Below are 16,938 nucleotides of genomic sequence, written 5' to 3' on the forward strand. Positions count from 1 at the left end.
GCTTTGCAGGGTTCAATTTTACGTCCGGCGCTGCTCAAAACTGCCGGGGCAACACCACTTTCGGCAGTATTTGTGAAACAACCATATTGGAAGGGCGCACGGGTTCTGGCATAGGACGTTTATGTTAGATGACGCAGACGATATTCACCCGCTCTTTTTTGGTGCGCCGAAAACCACGGCGTTCAAAAAGCTGCGCAAACGCATCGTGCAAAATGTGCGCGAGGCGATTGATCAATATGGCATGATCGAACGCGACGCAAAATGGCTGGTGTGTCTGTCAGGTGGCAAGGATAGTTATACGCTGTTGGCCGTCCTGTACGAGCTGAAATGGCGCGGTCTGCTGCCTGTCGAATTGCTGGCGTGCAATTTGGATCAGGGACAGCCCGGGTTTCCGGCCACTGTTTTGCCAGAGTTTTTGGAAAAGATGGGTGTGCCGCACCGGATCGAATATCAAGATACCTATTCTATCGTCATGGATAAGGTGCCTGCAGGACGCACTTTCTGCGCGCTATGTTCGCGTTTGCGGCGCGGGAACCTGTATCGTGTCGCCCGCGAAGAAGGCTGTTCCGCTGTCGTGTTGGGTCATCACCGCGATGATATTCTGGAAACATTCTTTATGAACCTTTTCCACGGTGGGCGGTTGGCGACGATGCCGCCCAAACTGGTGAACGAAGAAGGTGATTTGTTTCTCTACCGTCCGCTTGCTCATGTGGCCGAAGACGACTGCGAAAAATTCGCACAGGCGATGAACTATCCGATTATTCCTTGCGATCTATGTGGATCGCAAGACGGGCTACAGCGCCAGCAGGTGAAGCAAATTCTTGATGGCTGGGAAAGCAATAGCCCGGGTCGGCGGCAGGTCATGTTCCGGTCATTGATGAACGCGCGCCCATCGCATTTGCTGGACCCAAAGCTGTTCGATTTTGCTGCGCTGACTCGCGGTACAACCGACGCGAAGTAAAGCCGGTTCCGGATCGCCTTCTGGTGCGAACCGCCTTTTCGTATTCTGCTTTGAACAGTGCTAAACGTTTGAAGTTTGCACAAAAAATGCTCTTCGCGGTCTGCGCAGACCGGAAAAACATGTGGTGTCTTTAGCTCATTTGCGAGCGCATGCACAAACTCTGTGCGACGCGCGGTTGTGTCAAAGGATATGCATCGCTATCAATATCGTAATGATAGCGGGTGTGATTTTTAAACGAGTGCCGGGCGTTCAAGTACAGACAAGATTAACACGCATGTGCCGCCATTATAGGTGGCTGGAAACATCAAGGCGCGAGCATTTCCTCGCTCTTATAAACTGATCAGTGGAGCACCAAAACATTATGCTTAGAAAACTTGCTGCCGCGTTGCTTTGCACCGCTGCGCCAGTCGCGTTATTCGCAGAGCCTGTAGAGCTTCGATCAACGGATGGGTTTATTAGCGTCGAAGGCGAAGTCGTTGGTTTCAACGGAACGATGATATCGGTCGATACATCGGTCGGGCGCGTGAGCGTACCCGCAGCCGCGGTTGTGTGCTTTGGCGCTGGTTGTGTGTCGTTGCTGACATCAAATGACTTTGGCCTGACCGCCAGCGCATTCGAATCGACTGATACCCCAATCGCAGCGCCAGAGCCGGTGATCGCACAAGAGACAGGCGGATCTGACGACTTTTTTATCAGCTTTGGCGCGCCAGTGTTTGATACAATTTACCGCAGCATCGTGGGTGCCTATATGATGACCGCGACGGCAGATGCGACCATCAGTGTCGGGGCCACAGGCGAAATCGGCCTCGCAAATGCGGCAACGTCCGAAGTTGCAAAGTTGCGCGTAGCCGATGCAGGCAACGCATCGGACGCGGTTCTGGGGACAGCTTCATTGCGGGGAACGGCAGCTGAATCCTACGCAAATGCGACGCAATGGGCGACGGCCACGGCAATGCCGGCGCAGATGCTGGGCTTGCGCGGCTTTGCGGTCGTTGTCGCCGCAGACGTGGGTTTGGATGCCATTTCCATGCAGCAACTTGCGGATATTTACGCGGGTGAAGTGACGAATTGGTCGGCTTTGGGTGGCGCGGACTTGAAGATTTTGCCACTTAAGCTGCCACCGTCATCGCCGATCAATGCGGAAATCGTCGATCTTGTGATGGCGCCTGTCGGCAAGACAATGGCAGCTAACGTCCTGACAATGAGCGATGAAATTAGCATCGCGCAGTCGATTCCGCAGTTCCCAGGAAGCATCAGCATCATCGGCACCGAAGATGCGGCTGACAATACCGTGCTTGCTGTTTCGGGGACGTGTGGTGTGGCCGTGTTACCAACGGATTTTAATATGAATTCGGGCGATTACCCTTTGGTGCGTCCGCTGATCGTCCGATTTGATCAAACGCCGCAAACATCACTTTTGACGCGTGTGTTTGACTACGCCACCAACGATATCGTGCAAGCATCGATCGCTGCAGAGGGGTTTAGCGACCTGACCGCCATTGCGCTTGATGAATCCGCAAAAAACGGTCGCTTGAATCAATTGCTGTCCGGGGACTTCGATGAAGCCCAACGGGTGGATGCCGCGCAAATGTTCCAGCACCTGTTCGCAGCTGAACGCCTGTCACCGACGATGATTGGTGGCGCGGTCAGCGCGAATGAAGGGGCGTGGAACCGCGCCATGTTTGCGACCCTTGCCGCAGCACTGGCTGATCCGGCCATGTCTGGGCGCGAAGTGATGTTTGTCGGTTTTAGCGATACTGCAAACCCTCCCAGCGATCCAACGGCAGTTTCAGCAGCAGCAGCGGCGGATATGATGGACGCATTCTCGCGATATGCCCCGTCGGTCGCAACGGCCGCTAATCTTACGCTTTCGTCGCATGGATACGGCGGCATTTCCCCCGCGACCTGCGCTGAAGGGCAAGTGGACGGTGCCGATCATACCCGCGTGGAAATTTGGGTGCAGTAAATCGTCCACTCCTCACACACGCCGTGATGCCGCAAGCCGCTTGCGGCATCATTGCGTTTTTAAGGCCGTTATCCGAAGTCAACGCGCATGATATCGCCTAACAGCTGGGAAAATGGTTGTGTGGACCTATGTCAGGACTAGAAATTTACGCCCAATCACATAGGTAAGGCACATGAAAAAACGCATACTCACATTCGCTCTGGCCATTGGCGTCGCCCTGTCTGCAGGCGCGGCGACGGCGCAGCAGCTCAGTCTGGCGCAGATATCGCAATATCTGAACCAGCTTCAAACCGCGCAGGGTGGCTTTACCCAGATCAACCAAGACGGGACGCTGTCGACGGGTACCATCTATATCAAACGGCCCGGGCGGATCCGGTTCGAATATAACGCGCCGGACGACACATTGGTTATCGGTGGCGGTGGATCGCTCGCGATCTTTGACCCACGGTCAAACGCGGGACCGGAACGGTATCCGCTGAACCAGACGCCGCTGGGGATCATTTTGCAGCAAAACGTGAATTTGGATCAGGCGGACATGGTGACGGGTGTGACGTCGGACGGCACCGCAACCACGGTGACAGCGCAAGACCCGCAAAACCCGCAGTACGGCAATATCCAACTGGTGTTTACAGCGAACCCGGTTGAACTGCGTCAATGGATTGTCACAGACGAGACCGGCACCCAAACCACGGTCGTCTTGAACGATCTTGCCTTGGGCGGACAGGTGCGTGACATTTTGTTCAACATTCAGGCAGAGACGGCTAATCGCGGGAATTGATCCCACAGATAGAATTGAAAAAGGCGGCCTTTTGGGCCGCCTTTTTTTATCGTTTCCGGCAGGATCGCAGTTGCGCGTCGTACATGGCTGCGCGTGCTTCGACCTCTCCGGCGATGCGCACGAGCCAGCTTTTGGAACGCCACGTACCGCGTAGATAGCCGCTGCGCCCATCATGGTAGGCCAGATATTGGTTGCGGGTGTCGTGGATCGCAACGCCGGTCTCGTCGACCGTTTGCACCATGTACCACCCCATAAAGTCGGTGGCGTCACCAATGTCTTCGCGGCGCGCGCGCGCCCCGCCGACACTGTTTTGATATTCGCGCCACGTCCCGTCCAGCGCCTGACTGTACCCGACTGCTGACGACTGACGCCCCACGGGAATCACACCCAAGGCATATTGATGCGGTGGGCGGTTGTTGCTGATGAATTTGCTTTCTTGATAGATAATTGCCATCAGCGACGGCACGGGGACACCGTATTTGCGTTCAACGGCGCGGAACGCACGTAAATACTCTGGGCGCTCGGACACGATGCTACAGGCGTCATCAAGGTTGCGGGGGGCCGTGGTATGGCTCGGTCCACCGCAGCTGCCTAAAACCAGCATCAATGTCATCGCGCGAAGGAAACTGCTCATTTGCCTCTCGCTTTTCTTTGCTTTTTTACACGATAGCGTGTCGCGGCCGATCTGAAAATCCCTAACGGGCATGGATCAGATCACAAAAGCCAAGATGAGCGGTAAATAGGCCACCGACAGCACGGTTGATGCGACGACTAATCCCGCGACCGGTTGTGCATCAGCCCCGTATTTTTCAGCCAAGAGATAGGATGTGACTGCGACAGGGGTCGCGACCTGCACGATCAGCACTGCCGCAGCGACCGGATCAAGGCCGAACCACGTGGCGGCAGCCCATGCAGCCGCGACACAAATCACCACCTTGACCACTGACAGCCAGATCGCTTGGGTCATCGCCTTTGTTTCAAGCCGCGCAACGGCCACGCCAAGGGTGATCAGCATGATGGGAATCGCCATCTGTCCAATCAGTTGCAGTGTGTTGGTGATAACCGGTGGCGTTTGCCAGCCGTGCCAAAGAAACAAAGCGCCTAAAAGAGTGGCACCAACAAGCGGCTCTTGAATGACCCGTTTCAAAGACCCGCCGCCCGACACAACCCAAACCCCGATGGTGAACGACAAGATCGCCATGACGGCAAAAACAACAACTGCATAGTCAAATCCGACATCGCCAAATGCGAACAAAGCCAAAGGTAATCCAAGGTTGCCCGTGTTCCCGAATACAAGCGGTGCCAAATACGTGCGGACATTAAGTTTCGCAAACTTTACAACAGCGTAGCACGCCAGCATCACGATAAGGTAAGCCACAAACGCCGCGAGCGACAGGGCGGCAAGGGCCTCTGGGGCAATTTGCGTTTTCATCAAGGCGACAAAGATCAGACAGGGGACTGACAGGGTCATCGTCAGTCTGGTCACGAATTCCACCCGATATTCAAATCCAAGTTTAACCCACGCAAAACCGATGGCCGCTAGCAAGAAAACCGGTGCTGTAATATTCAGCACTGTTAAAACCATTGTCACAGATTGTTTCCTTAATTTTTGTCGGGACCCGTAGACTTTGAAGCCCTCGGCGGCATATATTGCAAGGGGGTAAAGTATAGATGTTCAAAACACGCGCGAAATATCATTTGGGCCAGATTGTTCGGCACCGTAAACATCCTTTCAGGGGTGTTGTATTTGATGTGGATGCCACGTTTTCGAATACCGACGCATGGTACAATGCGATTCCCGAAGATAGCCGCCCGAAAAAGGACCAGCCGTTCTACCACCTTCTGGCTGAGAACGACCAAAGTTTTTACGTGGCATATGTGTCAGAACAAAATCTGGTTGCGGACTATTCCGGCGAACCCGTCGATCACCCAGATGTGGATGATTTCTTTGGGCCGTTTGAAAATGGCCACTATCCGTTGCAGGTTCAGCTGAACTAGGTCTGGTTTTGACCGGTCTGCGTGTTACATCCTGTGGAACGTCACAGGAAGGTTGCTATGCTTGTTGTTATTTCCCCCGCCAAGGCCTTGAACATGGATCCGGTGCAGATCGCGCCAACTGCGCCACTGTTCCAAGAAGACGCTGTGCGTTTGGCCAAGACGGCGCGAAACTTGACCTTGGGCAAGTTAAAGGCGCTGATGAATCTCTCTGATGATTTGGCGCGACTAAACCGTGATCGTTTCGCGGCGTTTTCGGATGCGCCCGGCGCAGAGGCGGTAAAACCTGCAGCATGGGCATTTAATGGCGACACCTATCAGGGCCTTGAGGCAGCAGCGCTGCGTGATGCAGATATGGATTGGGCGCAGGATCATTTGCGCATTTTATCCGGGCTGTATGGCCTGCTGCGCCCCAAAGACGCAATCCAGCCATACCGCTTGGAAATGGGCAGCCGTTTGAAAACCCGCCGTGGAACGTCGCTTTATGACTATTGGGGCGATAAGATTGCGACGACGCTGAACGATCATGCGCAGGCTGTCGGGGCTGATACGTTGATCAATTGCGCCAGTCAGGAATATTTTGGCGCGGCCGACCGCAAAGCGCTAAAACTCCGGGTCGTCACGCCACAGTTTATGGAAGTCAAAGACAGCAAACCCCGCATCGTCAGCTTTTTCGCCAAACGCGCACGCGGCGCAATGGCCCGCTATGTCGTGGAAAACCGCCTGACCGATCCAGAGGATATCAAGGGGTTTTCCGCGGACGGCTATGCCTTTGATTCCGGGCTGTCAGAAGGTGACAAATGGGTTTTTGTGCGGGACTACCCCAAGAAATAGGGCGCCCCGACTGCCGTTGCCGCAAGATGGGTCAGAGCCGTTCAATGGCCAGCGCAATCCCTTGGCCGCCGCCGATGCACATGGTGATCAATCCGCGTTTGCCGCCGGTCCGTTCCAGTTCGTACATTGCTTTGACGGTAATGATTGCCCCCGTCGCCCCGACCGGATGCCCAAGCGCGATGGCACCGCCATTCGGATTGACGCGGGCGGGATCAAAGCCAAGCTCTTGGCTCACGGCCAAAGCCTGCGACGCGAAAGCTTCGTTTGATTCGATCACGTCAAAGTCGCGGGCGGTCAGTCCAGTTTTTGCAAACAGGCTCTGTACGGCCGGTACTGGCCCGATTCCCATGATGTCAGGGCGCACGCCCGCATGCGCATACCCGAGCACGCGGAATTTGGGGGTTAGCCCTGCTTTGGCGGCTGCGTCGGCTGTTGCCAAAACAATGGCTGCCGCCCCGTCGTTCAGGCCGGATGCATTGCCTGCGGTGACGGTGCCGTCTTTTTGGAAGGCTGGGCGCAGTGTGCCCAAGGTGTCCATCGTGCTGGCTTTGGGGTGTTCGTCGCGGGCGAAATCGACCATTTCGCGTTTGACGCGCACCTGGACCGGCACGATTTGGCTGTCAAAATGCCCCGCTGCAATCGCTACCGCTGCGCGGTCCTGACTTTGCAGCGCAAAGGCGTCTTGGTCAGCGCGGCTGATGCCATATTGTGCCGCGACGTTTTCTGCCGTCACGCCCATGTGCCCTGTCCCGAACGGACAGTTGAGCGCGCCCAACATCATATCTTGCGATTTGATGTCGCCCATTTTTGCGCCCCAGCGAGCGTCCGTCAGGATGTATGGCGCGCGGCTCATGTTCTCGGTGCCGCCCGCCACGCCAAATTCCGCATCGCCAAGGATCAGCGACTGCACAATGGATACGATGGCTTGCGCCCCGGACCCGCACAGACGGTTGACGTTCATCGCGGGTGTTGTTTCGGGGATGCCCGCGTTCATTGCAGCGACCCGGCTGACATACATGTCACGTGGTTCGGTGTTGATCACGTGGCCAAATGCAACATGGCCGATCTGGTCGCCTGTAACGCCCGCACGGTCAAGCGCCGCTTTGGTAACCAGCGCGCCCAGATCTATGGGCGAGGTGCCCGCGAGCGACCCGCCAAATGTGCCAATGGCGGTGCGTGCGCCACCCAAGATTACGATGTCGGTCATAGATACCTCCCAGAATGATTTGAACGTAGTTTACCCCGCCAGATCCCTGCGGCTAGCAAGACGTCAGGTCACAAACTGACTGAAAACTGCGGACATGGCCTGTATTTGGTATGCATATGTATACAGTCAGTGTCTTATGATCCTATCACTCGAGCATATTCAGCTTGCGCTGCCTAAAGGTGCCGAACCCCGCATGAGGGCCTTTTACCTCGACCTGCTGGGCATGGTAGAGGTCCCAAAGCCGATTGCGTTGCAAGGGCGCGGTGGGTTCTGGGCGCGGTCCGGGACAATTGACGTGCATTTTGGCGTCGATCCGCAGTTTGCTCCGGCTACGAAGGCACATCCGGCATTTTCGGTTTGCGATTTAGACGTGTTGGCGACCCGATTGAACGATGCACAGCACGACGTGCGCTGGGCCACCGGGCTGCCGGGCATCAGGCGGTTTTTCACATCTGATCCCGTCGGCAACCGCGTCGAATTGATCGCGGCCCAAACACGCTAGCGCCGTTTCCTTTGCAGTGGCTTGTGCTATGTCAAATCAGAGCCGCGAGGGATCATGTTACTTAACGTTGAGAATATTCATAAGATCTATCAAACTGCGGATGGCCCTTTTGCTGTCTTGCGCGGTGTCGCCTTGCAGCTTGATCACGGGCAGACGCTTGCGCTGACGGGCGAGTCAGGCAGCGGAAAAAGTACGCTTTTGCACCTGATTGGCGGGCTTGATACCCCTGATCAGGGGCGCATCGTTCTTGACGGTCAAGAGATGGCGGGGCTGGACGATAACGGACGTGCGGCTTTGCGCCGTGGCACTGTCGGGGTGGTGTTTCAACAGTTCAATCTGATCCCCAGCCTGAACGTGCGCGACAATATCGCGTTTCAGGCGCGGCTTGCCAATAAATACGACCCCGATTGGGCGAAGGCATTAGCGGATCGTATGGGGTTGACGCCACAACTAACCAAATACCCCGAGCAATTGTCGGGTGGGCAACAACAGCGCGTTGCGATTGCGCGTACCCTGGCGCCAAAACCGCATTTGGTGTTGGCGGACGAACCTACAGGCAATTTGGACGAGACAACAGCGGCCACGGTCATGGACCTGATGCTTGAATTGGTTTCGCAAACGGGCGCTGGATTGCTTATGGTGACCCATTCGGATGCGTTGGCCGGACGGATGCAGCGCCGTTTGCATTTGCGGGCGGGTCAGGTCGCATGACGCGCGTCACGCTGCAAGCGCTGCTGTCACATTGGTGGCGCAGCCCGATGCAACTATTCACCTTGCTTGCGGGGCTCGCGCTGGCCACCGCGCTGTGGTCGGGGGTGCAGGCGGTGAACGCCGAAGCGCGCGCCAGCTATGCTGCCGCGTCGGCGACGTTGGGCGAAGGCAGCTATGACAGGCTGTTGCGCCGCGACGGGCAACCGATTGACCAGACCACATATGTCGCGCTGCGCCGTGCCGGTTGGTTGGTCAGCCCGGTCATCACAGGCCGGATGAACGGAATACGGATTGTGGGGATCGATCCACTGACCGCGCCGGGGGCGATTGTTCCGGTAGATGTGATCAGCGACGTTGATATCGACCGGTTTTTTGGCACCAAGGGACTGCTGTTCGCAAATGCAGATGTTGCGGCCTTGCTGCCGGATCAAGACGTGATCGTCGTGCCGGACACTGCTCCGAATACTGCGATCACGGATATTTCTGTGGCGCAACGGCTGTTGAACAGGCCCGGGCAGATCGACAGTCTGGTGGTCGTTCCCCGGCAACCTGCACGTCAAGGCGACCTGGCGGGCGTCGCGCCTGATCTGATCTGGCAACGCGCGCAGGGCGGCACCGATGTCGGTCAACTTACTGACAGCTTTCACCTGAACCTGACCGCCTTTGGCTTGCTGTCCTTTGCCGTTGGCATTTTTATCGTGAATGGTGCTATTGGATTGGCGTTTGAACAGCGGCGGCCTGTGGTGCGCACTTTGCGCGCGCTGGGCGTTCCGTTGCGTAAGCTGATTGTCCTGATGGCGGCCGAGTTGATGATCTTTGCGCTGGTCGCTGGCACCATCGGTGTGGCGTTGGGCTATGGTATTGCAGCGTTTTTGCTGCCGGACGTGGCGGCAACACTTCGCGGGCTTTACGGGGCTGACGTGTCAGGCACGCTGCAACTGCGTCCTGTCTGGTGGCTGTCGGGGATGGGCATTGCGCTGGGCGGCACGGCAATTGCAGCAAGCGGTGCCCTGTGGAAAATATCGCGGATGCCGTTGTTAGCAGGGGCGCAGCGGCGTGCGCTGTCGATGGCCGCCACGCGCGCGGCACAACAGCAAGCGATCGTGGCTGGCATGCTGCTGATCGGTGCCGTGGTGCTTGTGCTGACCGCAGACGGGTTGGTGGCGGGGTTTGCCTTGCTGGGGTGTCTTTTGATTGGTGCGGCGCTGGCTTTGCCGTTCCTGTTGGACCGGGTTCTAGCGGTGGCAAGCACGGGTGCCAAATCGATCACAGCACAATGGTTCTGGGCCGACACCCGCCAGCAATTGCCGGGGTTGTCACTGGCATTGATGGCGCTTTTGTTGGCGATGGCAGCGAATGTGGGGGTATCGACGATGGTGTCGAGCTTTCGAATGACCTTTACCGGCTTTCTAGAGCAGCGACTGGCGTCCGAACTCTATATTAGTGCTGAAAGCCCGGCCGAAGCTGGCGCGATCGCGGCCTATGCGACCACACGGGTCGATGCGGTTTTACCAATCCAGTTCGTACAAATCAGCATCGCCGGTCAGCCGACCGAAGTATACGGCACGCGTGACCATGCCACCTATCGCGACAACTGGCAGATGCTTGAGGGGGCTGTTGGTCTATGGGACACGACGTTTGCCGGACGATCGATTTTGGTGAACGAACAGTTGGCGCGGCGCGGCGGGCTGGATGTCGGGGATCACGTGACTGTGCAGGGTCAGACCCTGCCGGTTGCAGGGATTTACGGTGATTATGGCAACCCGATTGGTCAGGCGGTGATATCGGAACCGCTTTTTTCCGCCTTGTTCCCCGATGTCACGCCACAGCGGTTTGGCATACGGATTGCACCGGCATCCGCGCCGGATTTTGTCACCGGTCTTGTCGATTCCACGGGGATTTCGCCGTCTCAAGTGATCAATCAAGCAGGGATCAAGGCTGTTTCGCTTGAAATTTTTGAGCGCACATTCACCGTCACCACCGCCCTTAATATTCTTACCCTCGCTATCGCCGGTTTTGCGATTTTAATGAGCCTGCTCACGCTGGCGGCGATGCGTGTGCCGCAACTGGCGCCCGCATGGGCGATGGGAATGACGCGCGCACAATTGGGGCGTCTTGAATTGCTGCGCGCGGTTTTGCTGGCGATGCTGACGGCGGTGATCGCGCTGCCGCTGGGGCTTGCGCTGGCGTGGGCGTTGTTGGCTGTTGTCAATGTCGCGGCCTTCGGGTGGAAACTGCCAATGTATTTTTTCCCGCTCGAGTATGCGCGGTTGGGAATCTTCGCATTGCTGGCTGCGGCGCTTGCCGCGCTTTGGCCCGCGCGCAGGCTGGCCCGCACACCGCCTGCGGATTTGCTAAAGGTGTTTTCCAATGAACGTTAAAGCGCTGATATTGTGCCTGTGGCCGGTCATGGGCAGCGCCCAAGGTTTTGCCGGACTTGGTACCGCGGTCGATGGGTTTGCGGTGCCGCAACCAAACCCGGTGTTCGATTTCCCCACAGACCATGGCGCGCACAACGATTACCGGATTGAATGGTGGTATGTGACCGCAAACTTGAAGGCTGCGGACGGGACAGATTACGGCCTGCAATGGACGCTGTTTCGCTCGGCTCTTGCACCGGGCAATGGTACCGGTTGGAACACGCCGCAATTGTGGATGGGCCATGCGGCCGTGACGACACCGACCCAGCACTACGTGAGCGAACGGTTGGGGCGCGGTGGGATCGGCCAGGCAGGTGTGACCGCTGATCCGTTCAGTGCGTGGATTGATGATTGGCAGATGACAGGCAATTGGGATCAGTTGCAGATGTCTGCAAGCGGCCCTGATTTCAGCTATGATATGGACCTGACTGCCAAGGGACCGATCGTTCTGCACGGGCAGGACGGGTATTCGGTCAAATCGGCGCAGGGGCAGGCGTCCTATTATTATTCGCAACCGTTTTTTGACATATCGGGTTGGCTGAACCTGCCGGATGGCCCGGTTGCGGTCACTGGGACGGCGTGGCTGGATCGCGAATGGTCAAGCCAGCCTTTGGGTGCCACGCAAACCGGCTGGGATTGGTTTTCATTGTCTTTTGACAGCGGCGATAAATTGATGGGGTTTCGGTTGCAGCAAACGGATGGCGCGCACTACACATCGGCCACGTGGATAGAACGCGATGGGACAACCACACCGTATCCGGAGGGTGCGTTTGACGCGATCCCGCTGGCGATGAATGACGATGACGTCCCGGTCCGCTGGCAGGTTGCATTGCCTGCGAAGGGGGTCGATGTCACGGTTTCTGCGATCAACGACAACGCATGGATGACAACCAGCGTACCCTACTGGGAAGGTCCGGTGATCGTCACCGGCAGTCATCAAGGCCGCGGCTATCTGGAGATGACAGGTTATGAGTGAATGGTTCGAGACGCTGGCAGGTCTGCAAGACCACGTTTGGGCGACGCTGGACAAGGGCGTTGCGCGGGCCGATCACCCCGCCCGTTTGCCCAGTTTTGCGACCGTGTCGCCACAGGGGTGGCCCCAAGTGCGTACGGTGGTTCTGCGGTCAGCGGACCGGCAAGATGCGCAGGTGACAGTACATACCGATCTTTATTCGGACAAAATCCGCAGCCTGCGCGCCAACCCGCGCGCTGCGCTCCATATCTGGGATGCGGCACAGGCGTTGCAACTGCGGTTGCAGGCCGAGGTTTCGATTTCTTCTGGCTCGGATACTCAGGGGCTATGGGACAACATCCCCGACCACGCGCAGCAGGCCTATGGCGTCACGCCGTCGCCCGGCACCCAGATTGATCGCGCGCTGGATTACGTCAAACAGCCGGACCCGGCGACATTTGCAGTTTTGACCTGCCGGATCATGACGATTGATGTGGTGCATTTGGGCCTGGATCATCGGCGTGCGTGTTTTGCACGGTCCAGTCATTGGGCAGGGCAGTGGTTGTCGCCATGATGCAGTTCCCGTTCACCCGTGACCTTGTGTTGATTGGTGGCGGGCATACGCACGCGCTTGTCCTGCGGATGTGGGGGATGAACCCGCTGCCCGGTGTGCGGGTGACCGTGATCAACCCCGGTCCAACGGCGCCCTATTCCGGGATGCTGCCGGGCTTTGTTGCCGGGCATTACGGGCGCGATGCGCTTGATATTGATCTGGTCAAACTGGCCCGGTTCGCGGGGGCGCGGCTGATCAACGGGGCGGTAGATGGGATCGACGTGGCTGCAAAAACCGTGACCGTCCCCGGACGCGCGCCAATAGCATACGATGTGCTGTCGGTGGATGTGGGGATCACGTCTGAAATGCCGGCCCTACCGGGTTTCGCCGAACATGCGATCCCGGCGAAACCGCTTGGCGCCTTTGCGAGCCACTGGGAGAGATACAGCAAGGACGCAACCTTGCCCAAGGTTGTTGTGATCGGTGGGGGCGTTGCAGGGGCCGAACTGGCAATGGCAATGGCGCACGCGTTGCGCGCACGAACACCCGATGTAAGCTTGATCGACAGAGGGCGGGCGCTGTCAGCGCTGGGACACAAAGCGCAGGATAAAATGCGCGTGGCTTTGGATGATTGCGGTGTTGATGTCATCGAAAACGCAGAAATTGTAGAAATCACCCAGCACAGTGTGGTGTTGTCAGATGGCCGCCAGATCGCGAGCGACTTTACCACCGGGGCCGCCGGGGCAAAACCGCATGACTGGATTGCGCAAACTGATGTGTCCTTGCACACAGGATTTATCACGGTCGATGCGCAATTGCAGTCCAGCGATCCGCATATTTTCGCTGTTGGTGATTGTGCGCATCTGGGCTTTGATCCGCGTCCAAAGGCGGGCGTTTATGCGGTGCGCGAAGCCCCCGTTCTGTTTGATAATCTGCGTGCGGTATTATCCGGCGGAAAGATGCGGGCCTATAAACCGCAAAAGGATTATCTGAAGCTTATTTCGCTTGGGCGCCAGTCTGCGCTGGCAGAGCGGTATGGCCGCGTTTGGTCCGGGCCCGCATTATGGTGGCTAAAGGATTATATCGACCGAAAATTCATGCGTCAGTTCGCGCAGTTACCAGTGATGCCCGCGCCCGACGTACCGCGCGTTGTGGCAAATGGTATGCGCGACGCATTGGGCGACAAACCGATGTGTGGTGGTTGCGGGGCCAAGGTCGGGCGGGCCGCACTGCAAACTGTCTTAGGTGCGGAGTTTGGCGATGACGCGGCAGAGATCCAAAAAGGGCAGGTGATTTCAACCGATCATTTGCGTGCCCTGACGCTTGATCCGGTGGTGATGACGCGGATCGCGGCGACCCACGCGCTGGGCGATATTTGGGCGATGGGGGCAACCCCCCAGGCTGCGACGATCAGTCTAATTCTGCCGCGCATGTCCGCGACGTTGCAACAGCGCACCATGGTTGAAATCATGACGACAGCAACCGAGGTCTTGGCCGGCGCTGGCGCCACGGTTGCTGGCGGGCATTCGTCGCTTGGCGATGAATTGACAATTGGCTTTACGCTGACCGGGTTGACCGACGCACCAATCAGACTGGCGGGCGCCAAACCGGGTGATGCGTTGATCCTGACGAAACCCATTGGCAGCGGGACGATTATGGCTGCCGAAATGGCGGGACGTGCGCGTGGGGCAGATGTGATCGCGTGTTTGGACCAGATGATGCAGGGGCAGGCCCGCGCCGCAGATATTCTTGCCAGCGCCCACGCGATGACCGATGTCACGGGGTTTGGACTGGCCGGTCATTTACGGGGAATGTGCGACGCCTCAGCGGCAGGCGCGGTATTAAGGTTGGATGAAATTCCGCTGATGGATGGCGCGCAGGCGCTGTCTGATGCCGGCATTCAGTCGACATTATTTGACGATAACGTTGCTGGGGCAGGGACAATTGATGGACCCGTCCCAAGCCTGTTGTTTGATCCGCAGACTGCGGGTGGCTTGCTTGCAGCGGTTGATGTGCGATCTGCCCCTGGGCTGCTGGCAGCATTGAAAAATGCGGGGTATTCTGCCGCAATCATCGGGGAAATCACCGATGGAACGGCCATTAAAACGCTTTAAGTATACGTGCGATCGTGTCTGCTGCTGTCGCTTGACCGGCTGCGTCAAGCGCGGCTGCTTCGATCACACCTAAAACGGTCGGGTCATCCATCCGGCGGGATTTAGAATAGGCCGGATCATAGTGATCCACCATCAATGCGGTCGCCAACCCTGAAAAATCTTCGGCACGCAGCAAGGTGATCCAGCGATCCACCACCGCATGGCCGCGCACGCGACGCAGATGTGCAAGGCGTTCTGCAACGCTGTCGGGGTCAGAAATCACATCCGCATAGGCATGCGTCAGGAACGCGGCACGCGCCGCAAGCGGGGCATCAATGACAATGCGTGGTGCCGACAGCATGGCGGCCCATACCGAAGGTGGAACGATCAGCCGCCCGATCTTACTGCTTTCGGCCTCGACCACGACGGGGCGCGACGGGTCTAGGTGGTGCAAGGCCAAAGCAATGGCTGTTTCAAATGCTTTTTGCGCGGGCTGCCCTCCCGGTATTGCACCCAGCAACGACCCACGATGTGACGCAAGCCCCTCAAGATCCAGCACCTGCACGCCACGATCGGACAGGTGGCCCAACAGCGCGGTCTTTGCGGTGCCGGTATTCCCATCGAGTAACACGAAACGGTGCGGCAGTACGTCATCGTAAACCGCACGGTTCACCAAACGACGAAAGCTTTGATAGCCGCCCTGGACGGTATCCGCCCGCCAGCCGATCTGTGTCAGGATCGACGCGACCGACCCAGACCTTTGGCCGCCGCGCCAACAATAAACCAGCGGACGCCAGCTGCCGTCTTTGTCAGCGAGCGGCCCATTGATATGATCGGCCACGTTGCGGGCGACCATTGCGGCGCCTTTTTTGCGGGCGTCAAAGGGGCTTACCTGTTTGTAAAGTGTGCCGATTTCTGCGCGCTGGTCATTGGACAGCGCTGGCAGATTTATCGCGCCCGGCACGTGGTCTTCGGCAAATTCTGCAGGCGAACGCACGTCAATCACGGTGTCAAATCCGTGCGCGAGCAGAGCAGAAAGGGACGCAAATTCAATTGACATGTAATGCGTGTAGCCTAGGCAACCTGCAAGCAAAAGCCGGCGCATGCATCGCGCGCCTTATTTCTGGTGACGCACGCCACGCAGGCCGTATCACGCACGCAGTGGCACGCGGCCTGCGTCTGTCAGCGTCCAGCAGTCGCGGCCTTCGAACACGGCGGGCACGAGGGGACGCCCATAACCAGCCCCGCCGTCCAGATCAACGCGGGTGCCAAAATGTAGCGGATGGTCAAGCGCGGTATGCCCATGCACAACCAGCGGGCCAAAGTCATGATCGGCGTCAAGAAACCCTTCGCGAATCCAAATAAGATCCTCGGGGTCTTGGGCTTGCAACGGGATGCCCGGGCGCAGTCCGGCATGCACACAAAGCAGGTCTTCGACGCTATGCCACAAAGGGAGATTTTCAAGAAAGGTAAGGTGGGATTCGGGAATACTCGACTGTGCGGCGGCAATCAGCGCGGCGGGGGTGATCCAGCCTGCCTCTGCCTCGCAATGCACCAGTTTTTCCAAATCGCCCTCTGTGTGGTCGGCAAAATGCATGTCGCCACGAATGCCATAGGACTGCAACGTTTGCGCCCCGCCAAGCCGGGGGTTCAACCAGTTCAGCCCGGATTTGACACGCGGGTCGTGCTGCCGGCCATCGCGAATAAAGCGGGTGAACATGCGGTCATGGTTGCCCACCAGAAATGTCCACGGCCGCCCGGCGTCTTTCCCCGCGATCAGCGTGTCGATAACGCCGCGGCTGTCCGGCCCGCGGTCCACGTAGTCACCCAAAAACACGATATGCGCGTCCACCCCGCCATCTGCAGCGATCAGCGACAGCGCGGAATCAAGCATGTCTTTTTGCCCGTGAATATCGCCGATGGCGTAGATGGGTTGCATGTGCATGACCTTAAAGAAAAAGGCGCG

16 protein-coding genes are annotated in these 16,938 nt (G+C 57.7%); 11 read left to right on the plus strand and 5 right to left on the minus strand.

Translation table 11 applies throughout. The features are described from left to right. Positions 1-121 precede the first annotated feature (121 nt). From ttcA to ACXJGX_RS12455, 3 genes are all read left to right on the plus strand, one after another. Positions 122-961, plus strand: a complete 840-nt coding sequence (gene ttcA / locus ACXJGX_RS12445; RefSeq protein WP_474782127.1) for a tRNA 2-thiocytidine(32) synthetase TtcA — start codon at positions 122-124, stop codon at positions 959-961. Positions 962-1,322: 361 nt separating this feature from the next. Continuing rightward, a complete protein-coding gene (locus tag ACXJGX_RS12450; RefSeq protein ID WP_474782129.1) occupies positions 1,323-2,927 on the plus strand; it encodes a PstS family phosphate ABC transporter substrate-binding protein in 1,605 nt (534 codons plus the stop codon). A gap of 172 nt (positions 2,928-3,099) precedes the next feature. After that, entirely contained in the window at positions 3,100-3,705 is a 606-nt protein-coding gene (locus ACXJGX_RS12455) for a LolA family protein (RefSeq protein WP_474782131.1), read from the plus strand. A 46-nt stretch (positions 3,706-3,751) separates the two neighbouring features. Here ACXJGX_RS12455 and ACXJGX_RS12460 read toward each other — a convergent pair whose 3' ends face one another. Together ACXJGX_RS12460 and ACXJGX_RS12465 are read right to left on the minus strand one after the other, a co-directional pair. Next, positions 3,752-4,339, minus strand: a complete 588-nt coding sequence (locus tag ACXJGX_RS12460) for a transglycosylase SLT domain-containing protein (RefSeq protein WP_474782133.1) — start codon at positions 4,337-4,339, stop codon at positions 3,752-3,754. Positions 4,340-4,414: 75 nt separating this feature from the next. Beyond that, a complete protein-coding gene (locus tag ACXJGX_RS12465; protein WP_474782137.1) occupies positions 4,415-5,296 on the minus strand; it encodes an AEC family transporter in 882 nt (293 codons plus the stop codon). 80 nt (positions 5,297-5,376) lie between these two features. Between ACXJGX_RS12465 and hspQ the strand changes: the two genes are divergently transcribed. After that, entirely contained in the window at positions 5,377-5,703 is a 327-nt protein-coding gene (hspQ, locus tag ACXJGX_RS12470; RefSeq protein WP_474782139.1) for a heat shock protein HspQ, read from the plus strand. Positions 5,704-5,760: 57 nt separating this feature from the next. Beyond that, positions 5,761-6,534 (plus strand): peroxide stress protein YaaA, encoded by a 774-nt coding sequence (gene yaaA / locus ACXJGX_RS12475; RefSeq protein WP_474782141.1) that lies wholly within the window; start codon positions 5,761-5,763, stop codon positions 6,532-6,534. A gap of 31 nt (positions 6,535-6,565) precedes the next feature. Here yaaA and ACXJGX_RS12480 read toward each other — a convergent pair whose 3' ends face one another. Beyond that, on the minus strand, positions 6,566-7,741 hold the full coding sequence (locus tag ACXJGX_RS12480) for an acetyl-CoA C-acyltransferase family protein (protein WP_474782143.1): 1,176 nt from the start codon (positions 7,739-7,741) through the stop codon (positions 6,566-6,568). 136 nt (positions 7,742-7,877) lie between these two features. Between ACXJGX_RS12480 and ACXJGX_RS12485 the strand changes: the two genes are divergently transcribed. The 6 genes from ACXJGX_RS12485 to selD are packed head-to-tail and all read left to right on the plus strand — an operon-like array spanning position 7,878 to position 14,993. Beyond that, positions 7,878-8,243: a VOC family protein gene (locus ACXJGX_RS12485; protein ID WP_474782145.1), complete on the plus strand. Its 366-nt coding sequence runs from the start codon at positions 7,878-7,880 to the stop codon at positions 8,241-8,243. Between the two features lie 54 nt (positions 8,244-8,297). After that, complete coding sequence (locus ACXJGX_RS12490; RefSeq protein ID WP_474782147.1) at positions 8,298-8,954, plus strand: ABC transporter ATP-binding protein; 657 nt, start codon at positions 8,298-8,300, stop codon at positions 8,952-8,954. Next, complete coding sequence (locus ACXJGX_RS12495) at positions 8,951-11,335, plus strand: FtsX-like permease family protein (RefSeq protein WP_474782149.1); 2,385 nt, start codon at positions 8,951-8,953, stop codon at positions 11,333-11,335. The genes ACXJGX_RS12490 and ACXJGX_RS12495 overlap by 4 nt, the downstream gene beginning before the upstream one ends. Further along, complete coding sequence (locus ACXJGX_RS12500) at positions 11,325-12,350, plus strand: lipocalin-like domain-containing protein (protein ID WP_474782150.1); 1,026 nt, start codon at positions 11,325-11,327, stop codon at positions 12,348-12,350. Before ACXJGX_RS12495 ends, ACXJGX_RS12500 begins: the two co-directional genes overlap by 11 nt. Next, entirely contained in the window at positions 12,343-12,900 is a 558-nt protein-coding gene (locus ACXJGX_RS12505) for a pyridoxamine 5'-phosphate oxidase family protein (RefSeq protein WP_474782153.1), read from the plus strand. The genes ACXJGX_RS12500 and ACXJGX_RS12505 overlap by 8 nt, the downstream gene beginning before the upstream one ends. After that, positions 12,897-14,993, plus strand: a complete 2,097-nt coding sequence (gene selD / locus ACXJGX_RS12510) for a selenide, water dikinase SelD (protein ID WP_474782155.1) — start codon at positions 12,897-12,899, stop codon at positions 14,991-14,993. The genes ACXJGX_RS12505 and selD overlap by 4 nt, the downstream gene beginning before the upstream one ends. Here selD and mnmH read toward each other — a convergent pair. Both mnmH and ACXJGX_RS12520 read right to left on the minus strand, forming a co-directional pair. After that, positions 14,980-16,032 (minus strand): tRNA 2-selenouridine(34) synthase MnmH, encoded by a 1,053-nt coding sequence (gene mnmH, locus ACXJGX_RS12515; protein WP_474782468.1) that lies wholly within the window; start codon positions 16,030-16,032, stop codon positions 14,980-14,982. The two genes, selD and mnmH, sit on opposite strands and share 14 nt — an antisense overlap. Positions 16,033-16,122: 90 nt before the next feature. Beyond that, positions 16,123-16,911, minus strand: coding sequence for a metallophosphoesterase family protein (locus tag ACXJGX_RS12520; protein WP_474782157.1), 789 nt, complete (start codon positions 16,909-16,911; stop codon positions 16,123-16,125). Positions 16,912-16,938 lie beyond the last annotated feature (27 nt).

The sequence above is a fragment of the Yoonia sp. SWMV100 genome, assembly GCF_056108365.1.

Bases quoted from the DNA above. Each gene is read 5' to 3' on its own strand.
- ttcA (WP_474782127.1), top strand. From the start codon at position 122: ATGTTAGATGACGCAGACGATATTCACCCGCTCTTTTTTGGTGCGCCG.
- ACXJGX_RS12450 (WP_474782129.1), top strand. From the start codon at position 1,323: ATGCTTAGAAAACTTGCTGCCGCGTTGCTTTGCACCGCTGCGCCAGTC.
- ACXJGX_RS12455 (WP_474782131.1), top strand. From the start codon at position 3,100: ATGAAAAAACGCATACTCACATTCGCTCTGGCCATTGGCGTCGCCCTG.
- ACXJGX_RS12460 (WP_474782133.1), bottom strand. From the start codon at position 4,339: ATGAGCAGTTTCCTTCGCGCGATGACATTGATGCTGGTTTTAGGCAGC.
- hspQ (WP_474782139.1), top strand. From the start codon at position 5,377: ATGTTCAAAACACGCGCGAAATATCATTTGGGCCAGATTGTTCGGCAC.
- yaaA (WP_474782141.1), top strand. From the start codon at position 5,761: ATGCTTGTTGTTATTTCCCCCGCCAAGGCCTTGAACATGGATCCGGTG.
- ACXJGX_RS12480 (WP_474782143.1), bottom strand. From the start codon at position 7,741: ATGACCGACATCGTAATCTTGGGTGGCGCACGCACCGCCATTGGCACA.
- ACXJGX_RS12485 (WP_474782145.1), top strand. From the start codon at position 7,878: ATGATCCTATCACTCGAGCATATTCAGCTTGCGCTGCCTAAAGGTGCC.
- ACXJGX_RS12490 (WP_474782147.1), top strand. From the start codon at position 8,298: ATGTTACTTAACGTTGAGAATATTCATAAGATCTATCAAACTGCGGAT.
- ACXJGX_RS12495 (WP_474782149.1), top strand. From the start codon at position 8,951: ATGACGCGCGTCACGCTGCAAGCGCTGCTGTCACATTGGTGGCGCAGC.
- ACXJGX_RS12500 (WP_474782150.1), top strand. From the start codon at position 11,325: ATGAACGTTAAAGCGCTGATATTGTGCCTGTGGCCGGTCATGGGCAGC.
- ACXJGX_RS12505 (WP_474782153.1), top strand. From the start codon at position 12,343: ATGAGTGAATGGTTCGAGACGCTGGCAGGTCTGCAAGACCACGTTTGG.
- selD (WP_474782155.1), top strand. From the start codon at position 12,897: ATGATGCAGTTCCCGTTCACCCGTGACCTTGTGTTGATTGGTGGCGGG.
- mnmH (WP_474782468.1), bottom strand. From the start codon at position 16,032: ATGTCAATTGAATTTGCGTCCCTTTCTGCTCTGCTCGCGCACGGATTT.
- ACXJGX_RS12520 (WP_474782157.1), bottom strand. From the start codon at position 16,911: ATGCAACCCATCTACGCCATCGGCGATATTCACGGGCAAAAAGACATG.